The organism is Erwinia sp. V90_4 (assembly GCF_029967685.1).
Taxonomy (GTDB): Bacteria; Pseudomonadota; Gammaproteobacteria; order Enterobacterales; family Enterobacteriaceae; genus Erwinia; species Erwinia aphidicola.
In genome coordinates this window covers 1-24439 of record NZ_JASCAQ010000047.1, presented here as the reverse complement: position 1 = coordinate 24439, position 24439 = coordinate 1, and the positions used below count along the sequence as shown (strand labels likewise).

25 protein-coding genes are annotated in these 24439 nt (G+C 55.5%); 6 read left to right on the top strand and 19 right to left on the bottom strand.

What is annotated here, in order from left to right; translation table 11 throughout:
- Nucleotides 1–15: 15 nt before the first annotated feature.
- Both QLG07_RS11925 and QLG07_RS11920 read left to right on the top strand, forming a co-directional pair.
- A complete protein-coding gene (locus QLG07_RS11925; RefSeq protein ID WP_099754409.1) occupies nucleotides 16–972 on the top strand; it encodes an ABC transporter substrate-binding protein in 957 nt (318 codons plus the stop codon).
- Nucleotides 969–1850, top strand: a complete 882-nt coding sequence (locus QLG07_RS11920) for a MurR/RpiR family transcriptional regulator (RefSeq protein ID WP_048914653.1) — start codon at nucleotides 969–971, stop codon at nucleotides 1848–1850. The genes QLG07_RS11925 and QLG07_RS11920 overlap by 4 nt, the downstream gene beginning before the upstream one ends.
- Before the next feature lie 148 nt (nucleotides 1851–1998).
- Here the strand turns inward: QLG07_RS11920 and QLG07_RS11915 are convergent, their stop codons facing one another.
- The 5 genes from QLG07_RS11915 to QLG07_RS11895 all read right to left on the bottom strand — a co-directional run bounded on the left by QLG07_RS11915 (nucleotide 1999) and on the right by QLG07_RS11895 (nucleotide 7047).
- Complete coding sequence (locus tag QLG07_RS11915) at nucleotides 1999–3438, bottom strand: 6-phospho-beta-glucosidase (protein WP_282469283.1); 1440 nt, start codon at nucleotides 3436–3438, stop codon at nucleotides 1999–2001.
- A 150-nt stretch (nucleotides 3439–3588) separates the two neighbouring features.
- Entirely contained in the window at nucleotides 3589–5016 is a 1428-nt protein-coding gene (locus QLG07_RS11910) for a glycoside hydrolase family 1 protein (protein ID WP_048914655.1), read from the bottom strand.
- Between the two features lie 65 nt (nucleotides 5017–5081).
- A complete protein-coding gene (locus QLG07_RS11905) occupies nucleotides 5082–5405 on the bottom strand; it encodes a PTS lactose/cellobiose transporter subunit IIA (RefSeq protein WP_048914675.1) in 324 nt (107 codons plus the stop codon).
- A complete protein-coding gene (locus QLG07_RS11900) occupies nucleotides 5405–6727 on the bottom strand; it encodes a PTS sugar transporter subunit IIC (RefSeq protein ID WP_133622763.1) in 1323 nt (440 codons plus the stop codon). The genes QLG07_RS11905 and QLG07_RS11900 overlap by 1 nt, the downstream gene beginning before the upstream one ends.
- The gene (locus QLG07_RS11895) at nucleotides 6724–7047 is read right to left on the bottom strand and encodes a PTS sugar transporter subunit IIB (RefSeq protein ID WP_048914657.1); all 324 of its coding nucleotides are present in this window, start codon (nucleotides 7045–7047) and stop codon (nucleotides 6724–6726) included. The genes QLG07_RS11900 and QLG07_RS11895 overlap by 4 nt, the downstream gene beginning before the upstream one ends.
- 348 nt (nucleotides 7048–7395) lie before the next feature.
- On the opposite strand from QLG07_RS11895, the gene QLG07_RS11890 reads away from it, so the two are divergent.
- The 3 genes from QLG07_RS11890 to wzz(fepE) all read left to right on the top strand — a co-directional run bounded on the left by QLG07_RS11890 (nucleotide 7396) and on the right by wzz(fepE) (nucleotide 10626).
- Entirely contained in the window at nucleotides 7396–8418 is a 1023-nt protein-coding gene (locus QLG07_RS11890) for a LacI family DNA-binding transcriptional regulator (protein WP_282469282.1), read from the top strand.
- 156 nt (nucleotides 8419–8574) lie between these two features.
- Nucleotides 8575–9159, top strand: coding sequence for a YceI family protein (locus QLG07_RS11885; protein WP_187497043.1), 585 nt, complete (start codon nucleotides 8575–8577; stop codon nucleotides 9157–9159).
- Between the two features lie 324 nt (nucleotides 9160–9483).
- Nucleotides 9484–10626, top strand: a complete 1143-nt coding sequence (wzz(fepE), locus tag QLG07_RS11880; protein WP_099754408.1) for an LPS O-antigen length regulator Wzz(fepE) — start codon at nucleotides 9484–9486, stop codon at nucleotides 10624–10626.
- Nucleotides 10627–10668: 42 nt separating this feature from the next.
- Here wzz(fepE) and QLG07_RS11875 read toward each other — a convergent pair whose 3' ends face one another.
- From QLG07_RS11875 to QLG07_RS11865, 3 genes are read right to left on the bottom strand one after another with little or no spacing between them, the layout of a single operon-like run.
- Nucleotides 10669–11967 carry a cytosine permease gene (locus QLG07_RS11875; protein WP_048914661.1) on the bottom strand — a complete coding sequence of 433 codons (1299 nt, stop codon included), beginning with the start codon at nucleotides 11965–11967 and terminating at the stop codon, nucleotides 10669–10671.
- 22 nt (nucleotides 11968–11989) lie between these two features.
- Nucleotides 11990–12679: a PAS and helix-turn-helix domain-containing protein gene (locus QLG07_RS11870; RefSeq protein ID WP_062818080.1), complete on the bottom strand. Its 690-nt coding sequence runs from the start codon at nucleotides 12677–12679 to the stop codon at nucleotides 11990–11992.
- Nucleotides 12680–12700: 21 nt separating this feature from the next.
- Complete coding sequence (locus QLG07_RS11865; RefSeq protein WP_048914663.1) at nucleotides 12701–13111, bottom strand: GNAT family N-acetyltransferase; 411 nt, start codon at nucleotides 13109–13111, stop codon at nucleotides 12701–12703.
- Nucleotides 13112–13601: 490 nt separating this feature from the next.
- On the opposite strand from QLG07_RS11865, the gene QLG07_RS11860 reads away from it, so the two are divergent.
- Nucleotides 13602–15053, top strand: coding sequence for a methyl-accepting chemotaxis protein (locus QLG07_RS11860; protein WP_187497041.1), 1452 nt, complete (start codon nucleotides 13602–13604; stop codon nucleotides 15051–15053).
- Between the two features lie 6 nt (nucleotides 15054–15059).
- Here the strand turns inward: QLG07_RS11860 and QLG07_RS11855 are convergent, their stop codons facing one another.
- The 11 genes from QLG07_RS11855 to QLG07_RS11805 all read right to left on the bottom strand — a co-directional run bounded on the left by QLG07_RS11855 (nucleotide 15060) and on the right by QLG07_RS11805 (nucleotide 23715).
- On the bottom strand, nucleotides 15060–15395 hold the full coding sequence (locus QLG07_RS11855; protein WP_048914664.1) for a hypothetical protein: 336 nt from the start codon (nucleotides 15393–15395) through the stop codon (nucleotides 15060–15062).
- 126 nt (nucleotides 15396–15521) lie between these two features.
- A complete protein-coding gene (locus tag QLG07_RS11850; protein ID WP_230049657.1) occupies nucleotides 15522–17660 on the bottom strand; it encodes an EAL domain-containing protein in 2139 nt (712 codons plus the stop codon).
- Nucleotides 17661–17905: 245 nt separating this feature from the next.
- Nucleotides 17906–18451 carry a TetR/AcrR family transcriptional regulator gene (locus QLG07_RS11845; RefSeq protein WP_282469281.1) on the bottom strand — a complete coding sequence of 182 codons (546 nt, stop codon included), beginning with the start codon at nucleotides 18449–18451 and terminating at the stop codon, nucleotides 17906–17908.
- 3 nt (nucleotides 18452–18454) lie between these two features.
- Nucleotides 18455–18916, bottom strand: coding sequence for a nuclear transport factor 2 family protein (locus QLG07_RS11840; protein WP_048914667.1), 462 nt, complete (start codon nucleotides 18914–18916; stop codon nucleotides 18455–18457).
- A gap of 125 nt (nucleotides 18917–19041) precedes the next feature.
- Nucleotides 19042–19317 carry a type II toxin-antitoxin system RelE/ParE family toxin gene (locus QLG07_RS11835; protein WP_133622771.1) on the bottom strand — a complete coding sequence of 92 codons (276 nt, stop codon included), beginning with the start codon at nucleotides 19315–19317 and terminating at the stop codon, nucleotides 19042–19044.
- Nucleotides 19317–19508 (bottom strand): stability determinant, encoded by a 192-nt coding sequence (locus QLG07_RS11830; RefSeq protein WP_282469280.1) that lies wholly within the window; start codon nucleotides 19506–19508, stop codon nucleotides 19317–19319. The genes QLG07_RS11835 and QLG07_RS11830 overlap by 1 nt, the downstream gene beginning before the upstream one ends.
- A 128-nt stretch (nucleotides 19509–19636) precedes the next feature.
- Nucleotides 19637–20782, bottom strand: coding sequence for an FMN-dependent L-lactate dehydrogenase LldD (gene lldD / locus QLG07_RS11825; protein ID WP_133622773.1), 1146 nt, complete (start codon nucleotides 20780–20782; stop codon nucleotides 19637–19639).
- Nucleotides 20779–21555: a transcriptional regulator LldR gene (lldR, locus tag QLG07_RS11820; protein ID WP_048914669.1), complete on the bottom strand. Its 777-nt coding sequence runs from the start codon at nucleotides 21553–21555 to the stop codon at nucleotides 20779–20781. Before lldR ends, lldD begins: the two co-directional genes overlap by 4 nt.
- 281 nt (nucleotides 21556–21836) lie before the next feature.
- On the bottom strand, nucleotides 21837–22316 hold the full coding sequence (tssD, locus tag QLG07_RS11815; RefSeq protein ID WP_187497458.1) for a type VI secretion system tube protein TssD: 480 nt from the start codon (nucleotides 22314–22316) through the stop codon (nucleotides 21837–21839).
- Between the two features lie 224 nt (nucleotides 22317–22540).
- On the bottom strand, nucleotides 22541–23230 hold the full coding sequence (locus tag QLG07_RS11810; protein ID WP_282469279.1) for a hypothetical protein: 690 nt from the start codon (nucleotides 23228–23230) through the stop codon (nucleotides 22541–22543).
- A gap of 290 nt (nucleotides 23231–23520) precedes the next feature.
- On the bottom strand, nucleotides 23521–23715 hold the full coding sequence (locus QLG07_RS11805) for a hypothetical protein (protein WP_282469278.1): 195 nt from the start codon (nucleotides 23713–23715) through the stop codon (nucleotides 23521–23523).
- Between the last annotated feature and the right edge of the window lie 724 nt (nucleotides 23716–24439).

Below are 24439 nucleotides of genomic sequence, written 5' to 3'. Positions count from 1 at the left end.
CTTCATGGATATCTGATGCGTATTCTCACTGTTTTCCTGCTGCTGCTGGCAGCTTCGGCGGGCGCGGCTGCACCCACCCAGCAATTTACCGACGACCTCGGGCGCACGGTGACCGTGCCGCTGCACCCCACGCGCATCGTCTCACTGCACGATCTTGATATCACGATTCCGCTGATCGAGCTTGGCGCGCCGCCGGTGGCCAGCCACGGCCGAACGCGCCCGGACGGTAGTCACTTCCTGCGCTCCAGCGGGCTGCTGACCGGGGTCGATTTTGATAACTCCGCTATCCAGTTTATCGGCAGCGCTGACATGGATATCGAAGCGATTGCCGCCGCCAAACCGGACCTGATTATCACCGAACCGAGCCGCAACGTGGCGGTAGAGCAGCTGGAGAAAATCGCGCCGACCGTCAGCATCGATCATCTGGTTGGCGGGGCGCCGCGCATCTACAGCAAGCTGGCGCAGCTCACCGGCACCCAGGCGCAGCTGGCGATCCTCGAACGCCGCTATCAGCAGCAGATCGCGCAGCTGAAGCACGTCGTCGACACGCAGCACATCAGCGTGTCGGTTATCCAGGCTAACAACGGCAAAATTACCGTGCATCACAGCTATCACTCGCTGGGCCGGGTGCTGCGCGATGCCGGGTTCAGGTTCCCGCCGCTGGTCGACAGCATCCCGGACGGGGGCCGCATCGATGTCAGTGCAGAACGCCTGCCGGAGCTGGATGCCGATTACGTCTTTGATACCTGGCGTGCCGATACTGGCGGTAAGCCAGCAGATGAGATCGCCGACATGAACCGGGTCATCCCCGGCTTCTGTGATTTCCTCAAAGCCTGCCGCAGCGGGCACTACATTCTGCTGTCGCGCGATGAGGTGATCTCTAACTCATTCGCTTCGCTCGGCCTGCTGGTGGCGCAAGTTCAATCCCATCTTTCCGGGCGCACGCTGCCGGAAAAAGCGGAGGCGCAATGAGCCTGCCAGGCAGCCGTCGGCGCACCGATCTGTACGGCGAGCGCTTTCGAGCACGGGCGCATCAGCTTTCTCCCCGTTTGTATGCCGTTGCCAGCTATATCAACGAACATCGCCACGTGGTACTGGAACATACGGCCATGGAAATTGCGGTCGCCACGCAAAGCTCCGATGCGACGGTGATCCGCGCCATTCAGGCATTGGGTTTTGCTGGCCTGCGCGATGTGAAATTGACGATGGAAGGCTTTCTCGGGCCGGGGCTGAACTCGGCGGAGAAGATGAACACCACCGTCAGCGCGCTCTCCTGCGATATCAATGCCAGTATCGATTTCGTCATTGAGGGGCACCAGCGCGCCTGCGAAGTATTAAGCGAGCCGAAAAATCGCCTGGCGATGGCGCAGGCCGTGGCGCTGCTGGCCGAGGCGCAGCAGATAGCGATTTTCGGCATTGGTGCCTCCGGCGTGCTGGCGGACTATACGGCGCGCATGATGACGCGCATTGGCACCCCGGCTTATGCGCTCAACCGCACCGGCATTCTGCTGGCAGAACAGCTGCTGAGCCTGCAGCGTGGCGACGTGCTGATCATGATGGGGCAGAAGTCGGCGCATCGGGAGGGGCTGACCACGCTGGCCGAAGCGCGGCGTCTCGGTATTCCGGCGATTCTGCTGACCAATGCGCCGGATTCACGCTTCAGTCGCGAAGCGCATACGGTAATCGTCGTGCCGCGCGGCGGGGAAAACGGCAAAGTGGCGCTGCACGGTTCGGTGCTGCTGTGTCTGGAGATGCTGGTGATGTCGGTGGCATCCACGGCGCCGCAAAAAACCATGAAGTCGATGAAACGCATTCAGGATCTGCACCGTTCGATTGGCAAGAAAGCGTAGTTTTCTCGCAGGGGCGAGGCATGCCTCGCCCGTTTTACCTTGTGCATCGATATGCGGGTCGACCAGAAAAGCGGTCGGCCCCTACAGGATGTGGAGGGGAGAGTAACAGGGCCGACCATTTTTTCGGTCGCCCCGATGTTTTCCAGCTTTACAGATCTGCGCCGTTGCTGGCGATCACCCGCTGATACCAGGCGAAACTCTTCTTCTTAGCGCGCGCCAGGGTGCCAGTACCGTCATCGTTTTTATCCACGTGAATAAAGCCGTAACGCTTGTTGTACTGGCCGGTAGTGAACGACACGCAGTCAATACAGCCCCACGGCGTGTAGCCCATCAGCTCAACGCCATCTTCCAGCACCGCAATCTTCATCTGCTCGATATGCGCCTGCAGGTAGGCAATGCGGTAGTCGTCGTTGATCTCGCCGTTGGCTTCCACGGTATCGTAAGCGCCAAAGCCGTTTTCCACGATAAACATCGGCTTCTGATAGCGTTCCCAGAAGGCATTCAGCGTGTAGCGCAGGCCTACCGGGTCAATCTGCCAGCCCCAGTCGGACGCTTTCACGTGCGGGTTCGGGCGGCTGCCGGGGAAGCCCTCAATATGGCGGCCATCATCGCTGTCCTTGGCGGAGAACTGCACCGCATTGCTCATGTAATAGCTGAAGCCAAGGTAATCGGCACAGCCGTCGCGCAGCACCTGCTCGTCGCCCGGCTGCATCTCGATCTGGTAGCCTTTACGCTGCCACTCTTTCAGGATGTAAGAGGGGTAGTAGCCGCGCAGATGCACATCGCCGAACAGATAGCGCTCGCGCATCGACTCCTGGGCGAACATTACGTCGTCCGGGTGGCACGACCACGGGTAGAGCGGCACAATCGCCAGCATGCAGCCAATCTGCAGCTGCGGGTTAATCTCATGGCCCAGCTTCACTACCTGTGCGCTGGCAACAAACTGGTGGTGCAGCACCTGGTACATCGCCTGCTCTGGCTTATCGTGGTCGGTAAAAATCACCCCGGAGTTGCAGTAGCCAAACAGCGGATAGCGCCAGTTACGCTGATTGTTAATCTCGTTAAAGGTCATCCAGTATTTCACTTTGTGCTGATAGCGCTTCAGCACCACTTCGCTGTAGCGCACAAAGAAGTCGACCACTTTACGATTCAGCCAGCCGCCGTACTCCTTGACCAGATGCTGCGGCATCTCGAAGTGCGAGAGAGTGATCACCGGCTCAATGCCGTGCTTCAGCAGCTCGTCAAACAGGTCATCGTAGAACTGTAATCCGGCTTCGTTTGGCTCCTGCTCGTCGCCTTTCGGGAAGATGCGCGTCCAGGCAATCGAGGTACGGAAGCACTTAAAGCCCATCTCGGCGAACAGCGCGATATCTTCTTTGTAGCGATGGTAGAAATCTACCGCCAGGTGATTCGGGTAGTTGAGCGACGGGTCGATGCCGTCGGTGATCTGGCGGTCAACGCCGTGGGAGCCGCCGGACAATACGTCAACGATGCTCGGGCCTTTGCCGCCCTCATTCCAGCCGCCTTCAACCTGATGTGCCGCGACCGCGCCGCCCCATAAAAAATCGTTGGGTAACTGCTGTGACATAACCTTTTCCTTATCTGGTGAGATTAACAACGTCCTGGGCGAGGTATGCCTCGCCGCTACAAAATAGTGGAACATCCGCTGGGGGCGGGTGAGCCGCGCCCAGCGAAACCGAGAAATCCGTAGGGATCGGCATGCCCGATCCCTACGGGTTTAATACCCGATATCTTTATGCAAATTCGCGCCGTTCGAGGCGATCACCCGCTGGTACCAGCTGAAACTCTTCTTGCGGTAGCGCGCCAGATCCTTCAGATCGTGCTCGTCGCGATTGACGTAGATAAAGCCGTAGCGCTTGCTGATGCCCTGATGCGTGCTGACCAGATCGATAGCCGACCACGGACAATAACCGAAGATCTCCACGCCGTCGCTGATCGCCAGCTGCAGCTGTGCCAGGTGGTCGCTGAGGTAGGCGATGCGGTAGTCATCATGCACCTTGTTGTCGGCAGTCAGTTCATCAAAGGCACCGAGGCCATTTTCGGTAATAATCAGCGGCAGCGTGTAGCGATCGTAAATCTCGCGTGCGGTAATGCGGAAGCCCACCGGGTCAACATACCAGTTAAACTGGTTTTTCTTCAGGTGCGGGTTATTGGTGCCGACGTAAACATCCTTATCGATGCCTGCCATCTGCTGATCCACCTTCTGGCTGCCTTCGCCCGCCTCATCCTGCGCGGCAGCCACGGTGGCAGAGGCATAGTAGTTGAAGGCAATAAAGTCCGGCTTCGCCTGCTTCAGCAGTTCCATATCTCCCGGATTAATCTTTGGCAGCCAGCCTTTCTCCTGCATAAAGCGCCACGCCACGGTGTTGTAGCGGCCATGGCAGGCAAGGTCGAGGTACAGCCAGTTGCGAATAGAGGTGAAGTTATGGGCCGCCAGCACATCCTCAGGCTTAGAACTGGCCGGATAGACGCAGGAGATATTCGGCGCCGGGCCGATTTTTGCGCCCGGTAGCATTTGATGGCAGGCGATCATCGCCCGCGCCTGTGCCAGCATCATATGGTGATTCTGCTGATACAGGGTTTTATGCGGATCGGGCGTTCCGGCCGGCAGCGTACCGATGACGTCGCCTTTCAGGATCATCATGTTCTGTTCATTGATGGTCAGCCAGTATTTCACCCGGTCGCCATACAGTTCAAAACAGGTGCGGGCGAAGTGCTCGAAGGCGTCGACCGTCGCCGGATCGGACCAGCCGCCTTTCTCCTGTAGCGCCCACGGCAGATCGAAGTGGTACAGCGTAACCAGCGGTTCAATGCCGTGCTGGGTCAATTCGCTCAGCAGCTGCTGGTAGAACTCCACGCCTTTCGCGTTCAGCTCGCCGCTGCCGTTCGGGAACAGGCGGCTCCAGGAGATCGACAGACGGTAAGTCTTCAGGCCCAGCTCAGCGAACAGGGCCACATCCTCTTTAAAGCGGTGGTAGTGATCGCTGGTGACGGTGAAGTCGGTGAGGCGCGGGTCAAAGCTGGCTTTATCAATCACCGATGGCCCTTTGCCATCCTCAAGTGACGCCCCTTCAACCTGGTAGGCCGAAGTGGACGCTCCCCATAAAAATCCGTCAGGGAAGGGCGCTAACTGTGGGTATTGCATCCGGTTCTCCTTGCGTGTTTAACGGGGCAGGCGCGCCTGACCCTCTTTTCGGTCTGCCCGCAGCCTCAGCCCTTGTGCTTCAAGGCCGCAATCTCGCGGTGCAGCAGGATAATCTCTTCTGCCAGCTCGCGGCACAGCATGGCGTTCATCAGGTGGTCCTGGGCATGCACCAGAATCAGGTTCATCGGCAGCTTGCCAACGCCTTCATCCTCACCGATTAAGGCGGTCTGGATCTTATGCGCTGCCTTTGCCGCCGCGGTCGCTGCCGTCAACTGCGCGTCCGCTTCCAGCCAGTCATACTGGCGGGCTGCGCGCAGCGCCTGCATCGCGCAGGAGCGGGCTTCGCCAGCGTTAATGATCAGCTCCATCACCGTGCTTTCCATATCCATCATGCATTCTCCACTGTTTTCAGTTCACCCTCGGACGGGGCAGGGGCTTCTGCTGCCAGTAACTGGCGCTCGTACATCTTGAAAAACGGGTAGTAGATCAGCGTGGAAATCACGATCAGCACGCCAACCAGGATCACCGCACGGAAATCCCAGCCGGTAGACCAGGCCGCGCCAATCGGGCCGGGCGTGGTCCACGGTGCCAGCGACACCACGTGATTGACCAAATCGGTGCGCGTGGCAACGTAAGCGATCACCGCGTTGACCAGCGGGGCGGTAATAAACGGGATAAACAGCAGCGGGTTCATCACCACCGGGGAACCGAAGATAATCGGCTCGTTAATATTGAACATGCTGGGCACCAGGCCAAGCTTGCCGATTGAGCGCAAGTGCGCCGAGCGGCTGCGCAGGTAGAGGAACACCAGCCCCATCGTGGAACCGGAACCGCCGACCACGATAAAGAACTGCCAGAACGGCTCGATAAAGATCTGGGTAATCGGCTGCCCGGCGTTCAGCTCCTGCTGGTTTATCCCGAGGTTGGTCAGCCAGAAAGCCTGCAAAATACCGCCGACAATCACCGCGCCGTGGATCCCGGCAAACCACAGCAGGTGGCACAGCAGCACCGCAATCAGAATGGCAGGCAGTGAATCCGAGGCGGAGATAATCGGCTTGAAGATCGCCATAATCGCCTGCGGCAGCAGCATGCCAAACTGATCCTGCACCAGCAGGCTGAGCGGGAACAGCGTCAGGAAGATCGCCAGGATCGGGATCAGCAGATCGAACGACTGACGGATCTTTGGCGGCACCTGTTCCGGCAGCTTAAAACCGATATTGTGTTTTTGCAGGAAGTGCATCAGTTCGGTGGCGTAGAGGCTGACAATAATCGCGGTGAAGATCCCTTCCCCTCCCAGCGAGCTGACCGGTAACGCGCCGTTAGTTTGCGGCGCGGCCACCACCAGGAAGGACATCAGCGCCAGACAAGCGGCCATAAAGCCGTTCATTTTGTAGCTGATCGCCAGGTTGTAAGCGATGGCGGCGCAGATATATACCGCCATGATGCCCATCGTCATGTTGTACGGCATCATAATCTGTTCGCTGTGGCGCTCAACCATGCCGAGCCACCACTGCGCAAATGCCCACTGGCTGTCGGCACCAAACGGTGGGTGAGCGAACAGCAGCATAAACGAACCGACAATCAGAAACGGCATCGAGGAGATAAAGCCGTCCTTGATCGCCACCACGTGTCGCTGGCTGGATAAGCGTGCCGCAATCGGGCTGATGCGGTTCTCAATGACGCCAAACAGCTTCTCGCTGAGGCGACTCATTTTGCTGCCCCGTTATTGGCAATCATTGCCAGCGCGTCGGTAAGGATCTTCTCGCCGTTCATCATGCCGTAATCCATCATGTTGATAACGGCAATCGGTTTGTGCAGCTTGTCGGCGATCGGTTTGAAATCTACCAGCTTGTACTTGATCTGTGGGCCAAGCAGGCAGCAGTCGTAGCTGCCTATCTGCTGGTTAAACTCATCAAAACCTACGGCATTGATCTCAACATCAATATTTTTTTCCTGCGCGGATTTTTCCATTCGCTGTACCACCATGCTGGTGGACATACCTGCAGCACAACAGAGTAAGATCTTATTCATGGTTGTTCTCCGGTCTGGTTTTTTTAATAAATAGCCGAAAGAACCCCGTTTCTGCAACCGGTTTCATATTCTTTGAATCGTTCTGTGAGCGCGATCCCAATCGCCCGTTATCGCCCGAGTAAAACCTCAGTTTTATGCTGGTAATAGATATATCTTTAATCAGGTTACCTGCAGGTTATCAGCGAGTTTAATTATTATTAACTCACGGATCTATCAGCATTAAAGTCGAAGGAGGGCAACAGTGAACCTCAACAAAGCTAATAATTTCATGCTGTTACTACATCAGGTTGGGGCAGGTGATAAAACAGGGTATTATGGCAAACAGGAATTAGTCTTCAGGATGCCTCAATGATTACTATGCTGGATGTTGCGAAAAAAGCGGGCGTATCAAAAGCCACCGTTTCCCGGGTATTAGCGGGAAACAGTTACGTCAGTAAAACTACCCAGGATAAAGTATTTAAGGCGATTGAAGAGACGGGCTATCGTCTTAATTTGCTGGCGCGCAATCTGGCCACCAGTAAATCGCAAAATATCGGGCTGGTGGTGACCAATACCTTATATAACGGCCCCTATTTCAGTGAACTGTTATTTCAGGCGGCCACCGTCACCGAGCAGCATGGGCGCCAGCTGATCCTCGCTGATGGCAAGCATGACGCCCGTCAGGAGCGCCAGGCCATCGAGTTCCTGCTCGATCTGCGCTGTGATGCGATCATTATCTATCCGCGCTTTCTCAATACCGCCGAGCTGGATGAGATTATTGAGCAAACCAGCAAGCCGATTATTGTCGTCAATCGTCAGCTGCAACAGCATCCGCAGCACTGCGTCTTTGCCGCCCACGAGCAAAATACTTTTGATGCAGTTAATTACCTGGTCGCCGAGGGGCATCGCGACATCGCGTTTATTGCCGGCTCGCCCGGTTCGCCGACCGGCACCAGCCGACTCAACGGTTATCGTGCGGCTCTGCATTCGCATCATCTGCCGTTTGATGAACGGCTAGTCGCTCACGGCAGCTGGACACCGCTTAGCGGGTTTGAAGCCGGACAGCAGCTGCTGCAGCGCGCAGTTGAATTTACCGCGCTGGTGGCGAGCAACGACGATATGGCAATTGGCGCGGCGCGGGCGCTGTACGCCAGCGGTAAACGCATTCCTGAGGATGTGTCGCTGCTCAGCTTTGATGATATCCCGATGGCCTCCTTCTTTGTGCCGCCGCTGACCACGGTACATGTGCCGGTTGGCGAGATGATCAAACACACGCTGGAAAAACTGGTGCTGATGCTGGATGGTCAGCCAACCGCACCGCTGCCAGCATTCAATGGCCAGCTGGTGCTGCGTGATTCAGTGGCGGTCGGGCCGTATAAAGGGCGGACGTAATAAATATAATCACTACTATAAACAGTAATTTATTGGGATATTAACCTGCCGGTATTAGGTGGCTTTTTTGAACGTCGCGGTCAAATATCTTCAATATCACTGGCGCGCTTTCTCTTGCAGACTTCAAAGGTCACTCTACTAACAGGATGCCCCTGAATGTCTGCAATGAAAAAGATCGCCCTGCCGCTGCTGATGAGCGCCGCACTCTATTCTCAGTTCACCATGGCCGCAGCACAAAATTATGATATCGACCCGGGCCATACCGCCGTGGTGGTCTCCTGGAACCATTTCGGTTTCTCTAACCCCACGGCGGATATCTCTAACGTTACTGGTTTAATTACCTATGATGCGGCCAACGTGGCGGCATCGAAAGTACAGGTTAGCCTGCCGATTGACACTATTGATACGCACGTAGCGGCGCTGACCAGCGAGTTTAAAGGCGCGGACTATTTTAACGTGGCGAAATACCCCACGGCGACCTTCAGCAGTAGCAAAGTGGTCAGCAAAGGCGGGAACAAGCTGGACGTGTATGGTGACCTGACCATCAAAGGCATCACCAAACCGGTGATCCTGCACGCGGTGCTGAACAAGCAGGGTGAGCATCCGATGGTGAAAAAACAGGCAATAGGTTTTGATGCTGAAACCACCATCAAACGTTCTGACTTTAAGCTCGACAAGTATGTTCCGGCAGTCAGTGATGAGGTGAAAATCCACGTCAGCACCGAAGCTTACGCGAAGTAATGCTGCAACCGGCGGCGGAGCGATAATGCTTCGCCGCCGGGTAAATACACTTGCTATACTAGGAAAATTCTTGGCTTGTCGCGAGCAAATAAGACGCAAGCTATGTAAGCCTATTAATTCTTTTTTGCCAGTAAATAACTTTTTGTTAACGATTAATTTGCGGTTAATTTTATTTTTAAAATAAGAATGGTCTGTGTTACATTAATGCCCATCAAGGGATGTGATGGCAGTAATGTGATGTATTTCGTTAAATATCAATTGTTTAACGTATGGTCGCTGTGTCTCCCGCCCTGAGCTATTGCAAGTATTACAGGAAAGGAACCTATGAGTTACATCACCTCTGACGAGCATTCGCACCCCCGGCGTATCGAAAATTCTGGTCATTCATATTCTCACCCCGATGACGAAATTGATCTGCTTGAGCTGCTCTCTATTATTCTAAAGCGAAAGTATCTGATTGCGGGTTTTACCATGCTGGCATTATTGGCGGGGATTGGCGTCAGCTATCTGATGCCGCAGCGCTGGACCAGCTCCACTGTGCTGGTACCTGCCGAAGCGCCGCAGCTGCGCAGCATGGAAAAGGTACTGACCGAGCTGGCGGTGCTGAATATCAAAACCGATATCAACCCGGACTCGCTGCTGTCTGATTTTATGCGCAACTTCGATTCACGCACTCTGCGCGAAAAATATCTGGTTAACACTACCTATTTTAAAGAGTTGGTGCAGGACAAAGCCGACAGCCCGGAGATGCGTAATCACCTGATCAATGCCATTCTCAATGGCAATATCGATTCGCACAGTTCGGTGCAGGACAAAGACGGTGATAAAAAAGAGTACCGTTATTACGAGATCAAATACACCGCCGAAACGCCCACCGCCGCACGCGACCTGCTGGAAGGCTATATCAACTATGTCACCACGGTGGTGGAGCAGGAGCTGCATCAGCGCCTGAAATATCAGGTTGATATGCTGAAAGGCAAAGAGATTGGGCGCTATGAATTTGATTTAGTGCAGGCGAAAAATCTGCATCAGATTAAGCTTGACCGCCTGCAGTATGCCCTCGATATCGCCCGCTCTGCCGGTCTGAAAAAACCTTCCTGGAGCAATGGCACTGCCATTCAGGACGACCCGGACTTTTCCGTCACCCTGGGGGCCGACGGTCTGGAGCGTAAACTGGCGATTGAGAAGTCCATTACCGACCCGTCGCAACTGAGCGCTGACCTGCAAAACCGACGCCTGTATATTGAAAAGTTGAACAACCTGAAAATTGATGAGCTGACCGTTGAGCCGTTCAAGTACATGCGTGCGCCTTACGAGCCCATTAAGCGTGATGGTCCGAAGCGGATGCTGATTGCGGTTCTGTTTGCTCTGGCGGGGCTGGTGGCAAGCTGTGCCTGGGTACTGCTGAACAGCGTGATGAAGAGGCGCAGCCAGACGATTGATTTACTGCCTGAGCGCGTGAAGTAATCAGGAACAGCAGGGCGACGCAGCGTGCGTCGCCCTGAACATTTATACGGAAGGTTGCACCACGCGGTTGCGGCGCAGCGCCAGCGACAGCACGATGTAGATCACACAGGACACCAGCAGCGAATTGATGGTTGGTACGCCCCACTCGGTCATCAGGCCAATCACACTTCCTATCAGCGTGGCGACAATCGCCGTCCAGCCAATCACCGGCGTCTCGGCATCCGTTGGCAGCTTGCCGGCGGCGCGGCTGCTATCCAGTGCGGCGCGATGGCTGCGCAGCAGCAGATAATCGACCAGCATGATACCGAGGATCGGTGGGAACACCACGCCCAGTACCGTCAGGAAGTCGACAAAGCGGTCGAGAATGCCCAGCACCGACAGCAGCGTACCGAGCAGGCCAATCACCAGCGTGGTGTAACGGTACTGCAGCTTGACGCCGCAGATGCCCTCAACGGCGTTTATCACCCCAAGGGACGAAGAGTAAAGGTTAAGGTCATTGACGCGCAGGGTGGAGAGGATCACCACCAGCAGGCCAACCCCGCCCGCGACCTGCGACATAATCGTCACCACATCAGCGGTTTGCAGCGTGCGGGCAATCATAATCGCCAGCCCGTTCACGATAAACTCCCCGGCAATAATGGTCATCAGGGTGATACCCGCCACGTGCTTCGACGAGCGCGAATAGCGCGTCAGGTCGGGGGTCATCAGGCTGGCAACAATCGCCCCGCCCACCACCATGGTGATTGCCGCACTGATGGTCAGCGGGCTGCCCGTTGGCGGCAGGTCGATAATCTGCTGCAGGGTGTGGCCAGCCAGGGTATGGAAGGAGATAAAGCCGACCAGGCAGATAAACAGCGGCACGGCAATGCGTGCGGTGACGCGTAGCGCCTTAAAGCCAAAGGTGACCAGCACCGTCAGCAGCAGGCCGGAAAGGCTGGCCGCCAGCGGGAAGCCCAGCACGCCGCCAAGCGCAAAGTTCAGCGACTTGGCGAAGATAGCATTCTGAATGCCAAACCAGCCCAGCAGGCTGACCGCCACCACCAGGCCAATCAGCACCGACCCGATACGGCCAAATCCGCACCAGCGCGCCAGCAGGCTGCCGGAAATTCCTTCGCGCATCCCGGCATAGCCCAGTCCGTAGGTGACAATACCGAAAATCACACTGCCGGCCAGAATAGCGATAAAGGCCGAGGCCAGACTCATGGAGTCGCCCAGCACGGCGCCGAGCATAAACTGATCGAGCGCGGTGAGCATGCCCATGTGCACCACCGCAACGCTGAGAAATGAGACGCGCTTATTGTCCGGCACGCGCTCGAGCGGGTAATCTTCAATACGGATCACAGAGAGGTTCCTTGCTTAAAAGTTAAATAAACTGAATGCCCTTTTCGATCAGGCGGTCCGGTATAAAGTTGTCCAGCCCGGTGTGGCGACAGTACTCTTCAAATTGACTCAGCGTATGTACGCCAGCTTTCTGGTAGATGTTGTAAATACGGTTTTCTACCGTGCGATGGCTGAGGTTATAAATGCGGGCAATCTCCTTGGTCGACAGGCGCTGCAGCATTAAAAACAGCGTATCTAGCTCGGAGCGGGTGAACAGATCGCTGCTGACTTCGGTGGTCAGCACCCCCGGCTTCTGCTGGGTGATGTATTTCAGTGGCGACATGGTATCGAGGATCCTGGCATTCCAGGCTACGCCGATATACTCGCCGCGCTCGTCATACAGCGGCAGCTTCTCGCTGACGTACGGCGTTAAGGTTTTCTGACCGAACCAGTAGTGGGTCTCAATCACCGCCACCCGGCTGTTAGAAGCCTGAGTGCGGCGGTCGTGTTCGATCAGCTCATCTTCGCATTCGGCCCAGGCAGCGGGAAACTCGCTGTCCAGGCGACCTTCAATATTAAAATCCGCCGGCGTATTGGTGTAGCTGTATGCGGCGCGGTTCATATACAGATGGCGCGATTCGGGATCTTTAATCCCCCAGGGATCGGTTAAATGCTCCATCATCGCAATCAATGCGCTGAAGCTGGATGCGGGCTTATCCGGTGACAATTCCATTTTCCTCCTGGGGGCGTGCGGTCAGAGTTTTTTTGCCAGGTAGTGGCGGGTGTGCAGATGGGCGTAATCGCCCAGCTCACCGTAAGGCGCATAACCTAATTTTTCGTAGAAACCTTTCGCCTGAAAATCAAAGGTGTCGACATACGCCATATGGCAGCCGCGCTTGCGGGCTTCTGCTTCGGCGGTTTGCATCAGGTCACGACCGGTCCCTTTCCCCCGGCACGCATCGCTGACCCATAAATACTGAACTTCCAGTCCACCCCACCAGGTTCTGGCAACCAGCCCGGCGTAGATTTGGTTGTCGTCATCACGCAGGGTGATAAACAGCGGGTGGATATCCACCGGCGTTATTTTTGCATTATGTGCCCACAGGCTGTCGATGACGTACTCTTCATCAGCAGCAGCGGGTGTATCGGTAACAAGGATCTTCATTGGCTTCGTGCACTCATTATTTGACTAAAAATTAATAAGATAACCTGCATATTACTGAGGGGTAATTATCATTAATTTGCCTTTTTTTCAAGAGTGTTTTCCCCCCGTTCCCTCGGGTGCCAAAAACGCTTATGGTGTCACCCATCAGACGAAGCCGTGAACAAGATCACACTAATATCATTTCGTCTCGCCAGTTTGGCAAGGCAAATATTCCGCCTCACCAGGGAAATTACTCACGCAGCACCTTTTTCGGCGACTACCTCAGGTAGCGGACAGAAAGAGAAATAGTAAAGATTACTGAAGATGATGCCAAAAGTAACTTCAGCTAATCTTTTATAAAAGAAAATTCCTGCCTAAAGGGACCGCCTAACTCGCGGTCCCTTTTTCATTGGCTGAAAGGTGAGCGCAATCACAAAAAGCCTCGCAGTGATTCATGTTTACCCAGCGCGTGCCGATGATCTGCTCAATAATCTCTCTTTTTGGGGTACCTATGGACGCTACAACGTTTCAGCAGGGCAATGGTCAGGCGGTAGAAGTTATCTCGCTGGAAAAAATCTGGCGCCAGGCCGATTTGCTGATGCTGTTTCTGGTGTGGGGGATGTTCACTATCACCAGTGTGGTGGGCTGGGTGATGGATTCGCTGATGCTGGCGCTGATTGTCGGCGGCGCGCTGGCGTTCGCCAGCACACTGCTGCGCGCGCTGCTGCCGGGAAGCCTGGCCACCCGCCTGTGGTTTGCCGTTACCCTGATCGCCTTTTCGGCGCTGATGATCCAGCTTGGAGAAGGTGAAGTCGAATATCACTTCTCTATTTTTGTGCTGCTCTCGGCACTGCTAGCCTACCGCGACTACCGCCCGTTATTGATGGGTGCCGCCACCGCCGCGATTCATCACGCCCTGTTCAACTATTTGCAGGAAAACGACCTTTACGGCATCGTCTGCTTTACGCACCCTGGTTTTCATATGGTGCTGTTCCACGCGGTATTCGTCGTGGCACAAACCGCCATTCTGATTTTCATTGCGCAGCGCATGGCGGCGGATGCCCGTGCCGCCAGCGAAGTGGCGCAGTTAGCCGCGTGGATCAACCGCGAGCCGGGCCGCCTGACGCTGACGGCGGAAGACAGCCGCAGCACCACGCCGTTCGCCCGGACCTTCAGCACCACGCTCGGCGCCATGCACGGCACGCTAAACCGCGTCAGTGATGGCGTCGGGCTGCTGCTGGAGGAGTCCGACAGTATTCTGCAACGTAATGCCGCACTGTCGCAGCGCACCGATGAGCAGGCGCGCGCGCTGGCTGTGGCGGCGAGCGCGATGGAGCAGATGAATGCGGCGGCCTCGTTGACCAGCAAAAAAGCCCATGCGGTACAGCAGCTGGCGCACGAGGCTAATGCGGTGGCGCGGCGTGGAGGTGAAAATCTCGAACAGGCCATCGGCTCAATGGCGCAGATCGAGCAGGAGTCGCGGCGCATTAATGTGATTCTGGAGTTGATCGACGGCATCGCCTTCCAGACCAATATCCTGTCGCTTAATGCATCGGTAGAAGCCGCCAACGCCGGTCAGCACGGCCAGGGCTTTGCCGTGGTAGCGGCGGAGGTGCGCACCCTGGCGATGCGCTGTGAAAACGCGGCGAAGGAGATCCGTACACTGATCGCCACCTCGGTGGAACGCAGCCAAAGCGGCAGCGAGCAGGTAGCCGCAGCAGGCAAAACCATGCAGGAAGCGATCGCCACTATCAGCGGCCTGGCGCAGCTGGTTGAGGAACTGATGCAGATGAACGACCAGCAGCTCAGCAGTATTACGCAGATGAAGGAGAGTGTGGAGAGCATTGACAGCAGCGTGCAGCACAACCTGCAGCACGTAGCGGAGACGCTGGAGGTTGCACAGCAGCAGCAGCAGCAGGCTGAGGCGCTTCAGCAGGCGATTGCGGTGTTCCGCTTCGCCTGAGGACAATCAGTGGCTGGCGGAGATCACGCGGATGCAGCTGTCGACGTCTTTGGCCGCCGTGGCTTTCTGCTCTGCGCTTAACGCCCGATATTTAGCGATCGACATCTGGCCCTGCTGGTCGTCGTAGCTCACCTGTTTGAACGAGTATGAGTTGTTCTCGTTGACGATCACCGTGCGGATTTTCTCGACAAAATCCTGCTCGCTGGTTGGCGTGCCCAGCACATCCAGCGCCACGCAGGCGGCGGCGTCATAGTGCGGGTCGTGCGGCGGAGTGCGAAAACCAAACCACCAGGTCAGCAGTGCGATGGCCAGCATGATTATTGCCAGGGAGAGCTTTTTCATTTTATTCCGTTTATTAGGTTAAATTTTGCTGCGAATCATTGGCACGGGGCGACCGGAAAAAAGGGTCGCTCTCTACGGTTATATTGTCCTGTAGGGGCGGACCATTTTGTTCGGTCCGCCCGTTGGTCAGGTGAATTTTTCCAGGAGCAGCTGACGTAACTGCTCCGCCGGCTGCGGGCGGCTCAGCAGGAAACCCTGCAGCCGGTCGCAGCCGGCGGCTTCCAGCATTAAACGCTGCTCTTCGGTTTCCACGCCTTCCGCTGTGACCGTTATCCCCAGACTGTGACCGAGGTTGATCACCGACTTCACGATGGTGGCTGAATTCGCACGTACCCCCAGCGACTGGATAAATGCGCGGTCGATTTTAATCGTATCCACCGGGAACTGGATCAAATAATTCAGGCTGGAGTAGCCGGTGCCAAAATCATCCAGCGCGATGCAGAACCCGGCCGCGCGCAGGGTGCGGATGGTTCTCAGCGCCTGCTGCTCATCTTCCAGCAACACGCCCTCGGTAATTTCCAGCTCGATCTGACGCGGATTTACGTTGTGGCGGGTGATAATTTCGCGCAGCGTATCAACAAAGCCGGGCGCCAGGAACTGCAGTGGCGAAACATTGATTGCGACGATCAGCTTCGGGCAGCGGGTTGCCAGCCTGCACGCCTGCTCAATCACCCACTCGCCGAGCGGGATAATCAGCCCGGTCTCCTCCGCTATCGGCACAAACTCCGCCGGCGAAATGGCGCCCAGCGTCGGGTGCTGCCAGCGCAGCAGGGCTTCGACGGCGAACAGCTTAGTGCCGCTGATATCCATAATCGGCTGATACCACTGCATCAGTCCGAGATTATTGTTTTCCAGCGCCACACGCAGCTGCTGGGCCAGCCGCTGACGCTTTTGCAGCGCTTCATCCATCGTTGGGATAAACAGGCAGTAGCGCCCGCCGCCCTCTGCTTTGGCGGCGTACAGCGAAATATCCGCCTTACGCATCAGCTCTAGCAGGTCCGTGCTGTGCTCGGGAGCCAGCGCCACGCCGATGCTGACGCCAACCCACAGCTTGTGGCCGCGCAGCGTCATCGGCGCGGCCAGCTGGGTGATGATCTGCTGGCACATCTCCGCGACCTGCTGTTCGCTCTCGATCTTGCTGAGCATCACCACAAACTCATCGCCGCCGAGACGGCCCACGGCATTCTCTCCCGGCAGCAGTCTTGACAGGCGCTGGCCGATTTCGACGATCAGATCGTCACCCGTATGATGGCCGTAGGTATCGTTGATCATTTTAAAACGGTCGAGATCGAGCAGCAGCAGCGCCAGTTTTTCGCCCTTTAGCGGCAGCTGGAAGAGGCGACGGTTGAGCTGCTCCTCAATCCAGGCACGGTTTGGCAAGCCGGTTAAGGTATCGTGATGCGCCAGATGCCTGGCGTGCGCTTCGCTGGCGGCCAGGCGACGCATTGAGCTGGAGAGTTTAAGCGAGGAGAACCACAGGCGGTGCGTCATCAGGATGCACATCAGAGTAATGCTGAGGATCGCCACCGCAATCAGCGGCCCGGTGACTTTCAGCATTTGCGTGCCCGGGCGCATCGGCTCCCACGAGACGCTGCTGACCGGGATACCGCGCTGCGAGGTCAGCAGAAAACCGGCGCTGTTGGCCTGTTCAGGATCGCTGGGGATAAAGCGGAAGCGGCTGACGACGCCACGGTGTTCAAGAAAATCGATAAAGCTGTAGTGCAGATAGCGGATAAACACCAGCTGGCGATTAGCCCGATCGCCCGGCAGGCTGCCAATGACCACTTCCGCCACCCGCCCGCGCAGGCGGATAAAATCGCGGGTGAAATCCTCCCCGCCGGCAGGATGCAGCCAGTTGGCTAGCGACTGACTGACACCGCCATAGCGGGAAAGCGGGGCTGCGCGGCCAGCCAGCCAGGCGGCAATTGGCCGGTGCTGCGCGTCCATCAGATAGATTTCGTTGTCACCGGCGAGGCTGTAGAGCCAGCTGCCAAACTCGTCCGGCTTCGCCATCTGTACCAGTAAATCCGCGCCTTTCAGCAGGTTTTTATGCTGGTTGCCAAAATCAGCCAGATGCTGGGCAAAAATATTTTCAATGACCTGCTGCTGTTTTTCTTCTGCTTTCGCATTGCTCTGTGCCGTTACCCAGTACGCGGTAAATCCGCATCCCAGCAGGGCGAACACCACGACCGCAACCACTGGTGCGACAACGTTGCGCATAAACTCGCGGCGTAGTTCAGCAACCGTGCTGTGTTCGATTTTCATTGAAGTTCCGGAAAGACGATGAGTAGCCCCAGTAAGCACGGGTTCTGTAAAGAGTAAACACTACCTTATCGGCTATTATTGGCAAATATTAAGATGTTATTAAATGACGCATTGTCTGAAATTAGTGAAAAAAATCATGCGGAAAGGAGGCGTAAGGTTGTGTATAACCGTCACTGCGGATTTACGCCATCGGCAGCCCGCAGATTGAGCGGGTGGCGGTCGATTTGCCTGGTACGAAACCCGCGTTACAGGCGCTGCGAGAGGCGCACCAGCGCGGCAGTAAAGAGTGCGGGGTCGTTCATTGCACGCGACAGAGTGATGGCCCCCTGGATGCCGAGCACCGCGTCCTGAGCGTTCTCCCGCGCTGATGCGGCCTGCTGCCCGTTGCGAATAAGCGCGGCAGTCAGCGCCTCAATCCAGCGCGAGAAGTAGCGGCTGATGGTGCTGGCAAAGCGGTCGCGCGTCTCATCCAGTGCAAATGCGCCCAGCAGGCAGATGCGCTGGCCGGAGTGAAAATAGCTCTCCACCGCCTGCCACATGGCAGAGATGGCACTGGCCGCTGCCTGCTCATGCAGCGGAGTGAAGATATTCAGCGTAAACCAGCTGTCGACCTCGGCCAGCACCGCGGCGGCCATCTCCTCTTTACCGCCGGGGAAAAAGTGATACAGGCTGCCTTTTCCCAGCCCGGTCTTTTCCGTAATGCGGCTGATGCTGGTGCCGTCATAGCCCAGCTCGCGGAATACGCCCGCCACCAGCGGCAGCACGTCCTCGCGTTGATATACGCTGCGCATCGCTTACAGTCCCAGCTCAGACAGGCCGGGGTGATCGTCCGGGCGGCGGCCGAGCGGCCAGAAGAACTTGCGATCGTCCGCGCTAATCGGCAGATCGTTGATGCAGGCGAAGCGCTGTTGCATCAGCCCCTGCTTATCAAACTCCCAGTTCTCATTGCCGAAGGAGCGGAACCAGTTGCCGCTATCGTCATGCCATTCGTAGGCAAAGCGCACTGCGATGCGGTTATCGCCAAACGCCCACAGCTCCTTGATCAAGCGGTAGTCCAACTCCCTGGCCCATTTGCGTGTCAGGAAGCAGACGATCTCCTCACGCCCGCTGACGAACTCGGCGCGGTTGCGCCACTGGCTGTCGGGGGTGTAGACCCGCGATACTCTTTCAGGGTTGCGGCTGTTCCAGCCATCCTCCGCCAGGCGAACTTTCTGGATGGCGCTTTCACGGGTAAAGGGAGGGACAAGAGCTGACATGGAAAACTCCGCTTGTGTACTAAAGAGCATTGACTGTACTGATCGTTACAGTCCGTGTCCAGTGCGGAATGATTGTGCGCCCTTTTATGTTCAAACAGACAAAAGCGAGAGGGAGTGATAATGCGCTACGGATACTCACGACGCGAATGAAGCACGCCCAGCACCAGAATGGCATCATTAAGGACCTTGTAAATGAGGATGTAATTGGGATGGGCCACAATTTCTCGGGTTCCGGGAACCCTGCCCGCGCGAAACATATAGGGATGCTCAGCGACAGGCAGAATAGACTCCTGCAATTGCTGGAGCAGCGATTCCGCTGCGTAAGGGTTTTCTTCAGCAATGAAAGCAATAAGTGCGTAGAGGTCCCTCTTTGCTTCATCAGTCCATTTGATGGGGAGCATTAAGCCAGCTTTCTCCTTGCTTTCACTTGTTCAATCATTTTTTTTGCCCCGGCAATGACTTCATCATGCGGGGAGTGCGGTGCCTTGCTGTTGATGGCCGTTTCGACTTTATCGCGAAACCAGCGGTCATAGCTTTCCGCCTGCTCCTGTGTCTCAAACTCCGAGACGATTGGGGATAATTTGTGGGTCATGATTCGCTCCATAACTGATGGATTTATAATCAGTATAACGGTTCCTGGCGGGCAAACCAATTAAGTTATTTATGGGTTCAGGAAACGTTAGCCTCACTTTCCGCTCACTGCGGAAAGTGAGGCAAGCCTTATGCCAGGCCGCGGTTCACCAGCGATTCCCGCGAAATATCGGCAATGGTTTTACAGCCGGTCAGCGTCATCGCCACGCGCATCTCTTTCTCAATCAGCGTCAGCAGGTTTTCCACGCCCGCCTGACCCGCGGTCGCCAGCGCATAAAGATAAGCGCGGCCCAGCAGCACGCTGTCGGCACCCAGCGCAATCATGCGCACCACGTCCAGGCCGTTGCGGATGCCGCTGTCGGCCAGAATGGTGATGTCGCCTTTTACCGCGTCGGCAATGGCGGGTAGCGCACGCGCCGTTGACAGCACCCCATCAAGCTGACGACCGCCGTGGTTAGAGACCACAATGCCGTCGGCGCCGAAGCGCACCGCATCGCGCGCATCGTCAGCGTCGAGGATGCCTTTGATGATCATCGGGCCGTCCCAGAACTCGCGGATCCACTCCAGATCGCTCCACGAGATCGACGGGTCGAAGTTGTTCGCCAGCCAGCCGATATAGTCTTCCAGCCCGGTCGGTTTACCAAGGTAGGTGGAGATATTGCCGAGATCGTGCGGTTTGCCGTTCAGCCCGACGTCCCACGCCCACTGTGGATGGGTAACCGACTGCCAGTAGCGGCGCAGCGCGGCGTTCTGGCCACTCATACCGGAGTGGGCATCGCGGTAGCGCGCGCCCGGGGTGGGCATATCCACGGTAAACACCAGCGTTGAGCAGCCCGCGGCTTTAGCGCGTTCCAGCGCGTTGCGCATAAAGCCGCGATCTTTCAGCACGTAGAGCTGGAACCACATCGGGCGGTTAATCGCCGGAGCCACCTCTTCAATCGGGCACACCGAGACGGTGGAAAGGGTAAATGGAATGCCTTTCGCCGCCGCCGCTTTCGCCGCCTGCACTTCGCCACGGCGTGCGTACATGCCACACAGCCCGACCGGTGCCAGCGCCACCGGCATCGCCAGAGTTTCGTTGAACAGCGTAGTGTGCAGACTCAACTCGGACATGTTGTTCAGCACGCGCTGCTTAAGGGCGATATTCGCCAGGTCATCCACGTTGCGGCGCAGGGTATGTTCGGCGTAGGCACCACCGTCGATATAGTGAAACAGGAACGGTGGCAGAATGCGTTTTGCGGCGGCGCGGTAGTCGGTGCCGGCTGAAATAATCATCGTTTCTCTCCCTGGAGTGTATCGATTGTATCGTCCGGCAGGCGGGTACTGCGCTGCTGCCGGGCATCATCTTCCTGCATGGTTTTCAACGTGCTGTGGACAAAGCCGAGGTGGACGCGGGCGGCGCGGCTGGCGCGCTCCGGCTCCCCGGCGAGGATCGCCAGCAGCAGCTCCTCGTGTTGTTCGGTCAGCTGGGCAAAAATGTGCGGCGCGCTGTAAATGCGCTGGCGGCTGTGCATCACCGAAGATTGCAGCAGATCGAAGAAGCCGCGCATGGTCTGCAGCAGCACCACATTGTGCGAGGCTTCGGCAATCGCCAGATGAAAGCGCACGTCGGCCTGCGCCGCCAGCTCCGGGGCATCGCTCTCGGTACAATTCAGCGTGGCATCGAAGCAGGTTTGCAGCTTTGCTTTATCGGCATCGGTGGCGCGCAGTGCGGCAAACCAGGCGGTGCTGGCTTCAATGGCGTGGCGCGCCTCAAGAATGTCATCGCGATAGTCCGGATCGGCGGCGACCAGCGCTTTCAGCGGCTGCACAATACGCTGTTCAGACCACGGCGAGGGCGCATCACACAGAAAGTGTCCACCGCCGGTGCGGCTGAACAGGACGCCTTCGCCGACCAGCTTCTGCAGTGCTTCGCGCAGCGAAGAGCGTGATACCGTCAGCTCCTGCGCCAGCTTGCGCTCCGCAGGCAGGCGGCTGCCGGGGGCCAGCTGTCGCTGCGCGATCAGCGCCTGAATGCGGCTCGCCAGGTGGTCAGCGCGGGTGGTCATGTCTGGGCAGCTCCTGCTGGTGGAAGGGATTTCCGCCGCTGAACTCGGTCCGACCAATTCAGCGCATCTACGGCTTTCAGGGGCTGATAGTTAATATTTTGTGCAGAAAAGACAATCGCAGCGCGCAGTTTTTTAGTTTTCTGTGGACGGGATTCAGATTTTTTCTGAATTGGTAGGACCATTAAACTCTCGTGCGTTTCGATTGGCGGGGCATGCCCCGCCTCTACGAGGGGGAAACTCGGGGGAGGTTTTATGTGGGGGCGGGTCTGGCTGGCCCGTCTCTATGCCACGCAGCGCTCATTCCAGGAATCTTTATAGATAATATTGCCATTGCAGTGCTTCCAGGTGATTGCTTCATAGCGCATCTGGATCTCCTCCAAATGCGTGCTGGTCATTCCGCTAGGGAACAGGTGCGGGGTAATCGCCACCAGCTTTACCTTCTCAAGAATGACGTTAAAGTATTCTCCTTCTAAACCTGCATCGAGGATGTGATACATTTTCAGCGTCGCCGATTGCAGTATTCTGCCCTGACTGAGTGCACGATAGAGTAGCGGAGTGGTCTGATCAAATTCCTTTTGTACGGTAATGGGGGCGTGAACTCGGGTGCCGGTCAGCCTGCCGGTATTGCCATCTGTGGGTATCCAGATGTTATGCGTGACCGATTGCAGTTCAATAGCGCCTTCGCGACCAGCCACCAGAGATCCTCCGACAATTGGCGAACCATTTTCGTCGGTTAACCAAAGATAAGCGGGAATAGACATGGTGATATCCTTATGAAATGTTGAAATGATTCAGCGTAATTAGAGATATTTGAAAACAATAAAAATTATGAAAATGGCAAAGATGGCTGTTGCCCATCCCGCAAGGTCAGGGAAGTAAGCTAATGCCAGTATTGCGAAAATAAAAATAACAATGACAGGTAGTTCTCCCCAGAGGAAATGGGATAGCTGAATTTTAATCCACCTTTTAAAAAATGATTTCATTATTAAATCATCTCTTCAATTTTTTTTACAATGTCCATGTCAGATAAGGTTGTCATTGTAGATAAGGGTGTTTTTTTAATTACAGGCTCTATAATAAAATACATCATTTCAAGTTTCCTGGCATACAGTGCAGCATAGTATACTGAATTAAATGATTTGAGTTGGTTTGCACTATCAGCAGATTTTTGAACTAACCCACTGTAACTTAAGATACTTGTTGAAAGTGCAGCTATCTTATTCGAGTATTTACTTATCAGTGTGCTAGTCCTGAAACTAAGGAATATGGTTGTAGTTATTGCGGCTATGAATGCTTCCCTATTAAGATGTATTGATGAAACTTTAACGTTAGCACCTATTAGCAAACGTTGTAAGTTCGATATTTTTTTATCATCATGCTTATTAATCAGTAGCTCAATGTAAATTTTAATCATCAAGAATATGATGTTACGGTCTTTAAAAAACTGAAAGGCACCTTGAATAAACCTGACTTCCTCATGCCTTAGGTTTGCGCAGATATCCTGATAATTTTCGGTAAAACACGAAGTGTAAAATGCCAGACGCTGCGCGCCGGAACTCATCTGTTTTGCCTGTTCGATAAAGTTATCTTTCACGCCGGAAAGTGCATGTTCCAGCTTCAGCGCCAGGATTTTTTCGGCCTGCATCGAAGTGATAATTGAATCGCTATAGTACATGGTCATCCCTGAATGTTGAGAGCTAATCCTTAGCATCTTTAGAAGAAAGAGTTCAGTTTGCAATCAGGTTATAGCAATCGAAAATATGTTCAAGAGAGATATTTTATTGTTTTGAAAAAACGCACTTTTGGCTAATGTTAATTTTAGTCTAGAGGTTGATGTTTGGGGTGTTATTAACGAATCCACTAAAGAATATTATCGTTGCTCTTTATAGGATTATTATAGACAGTGGCATAAAAGCCCGTGCTGATATGCGACGGGCTTCACTAATATCAAGTATTTTAACTTAATCAGGCCAGTTGCAGCACTAACTCTTCGTCTTCAAAACGTAACCCCAACAAATCCAGGCGCTCCACTAAAACCCACAGCAGCACATCACGTGCAATGGGATGTGTTAACTCGGTGATAGCAAAAGCCAGCGCGCGACACTGATCGCATAGTTCGTTAGTTTCCAGGATTGATGTATCGGCCATTCCATAGTTCATGATTTTTGTATCCATATGCAATTAAATAACTTCGCAACCAGAAACGCCAATTCATGGTGGCGAGCTGAACAAGGTTGGCGTACCGGTGCATACAGTTCCCGGTGCTTCATGAGAAGCCCCTTGCCAGCTCACCATAGGCTTTCTGCGGTAGTGTACCGCAAAAATAGGAGATGCTCAGGCTGCGACAAAAAAAAGACGCCAGCGCGTCTCAATTTGTCGCTGTATGCATTTCAGGACGCCAATCCTGTACCGGATTTTGCCGGTAGAGAAACCTTACTCCTTTCATCTCACTATGCCACCAGGTTGTGCCATCAGTGTTCAACACTGGAATCTGCCTCGAAAAAAGATGTAACGATGATGAAAACCAGTGCGGATTGAATTGCTGTAGGGGCGACCTTCTTTTCGGTCGCCCCATCGTGCTTGAGGCCGACCGGAAGAGAAGGTCGGCCCCTGAGGGATCCTCACAAAAAGTGATTTGAATATTATCGCGGGATGACAGGTGCCAGGTTTCAGGGGGGGTGACTGCTTTGCGCACCGGCATGAATACGTCCCTGTAGCGAGGCCGCACGGCCATCCCTGCCCGGGAGCCTGCTGCAGTCAGCCCTCCCTCCTTGCACCCAAAGCCTCATCGTCGCGGTTTTAAACCCACAGCGAGCACGATGCGAGTGGAGGATGAGCTCGGCCTGAGGTAAGTCGGACGTCACGCGGCAGGGATGCCGCGTGA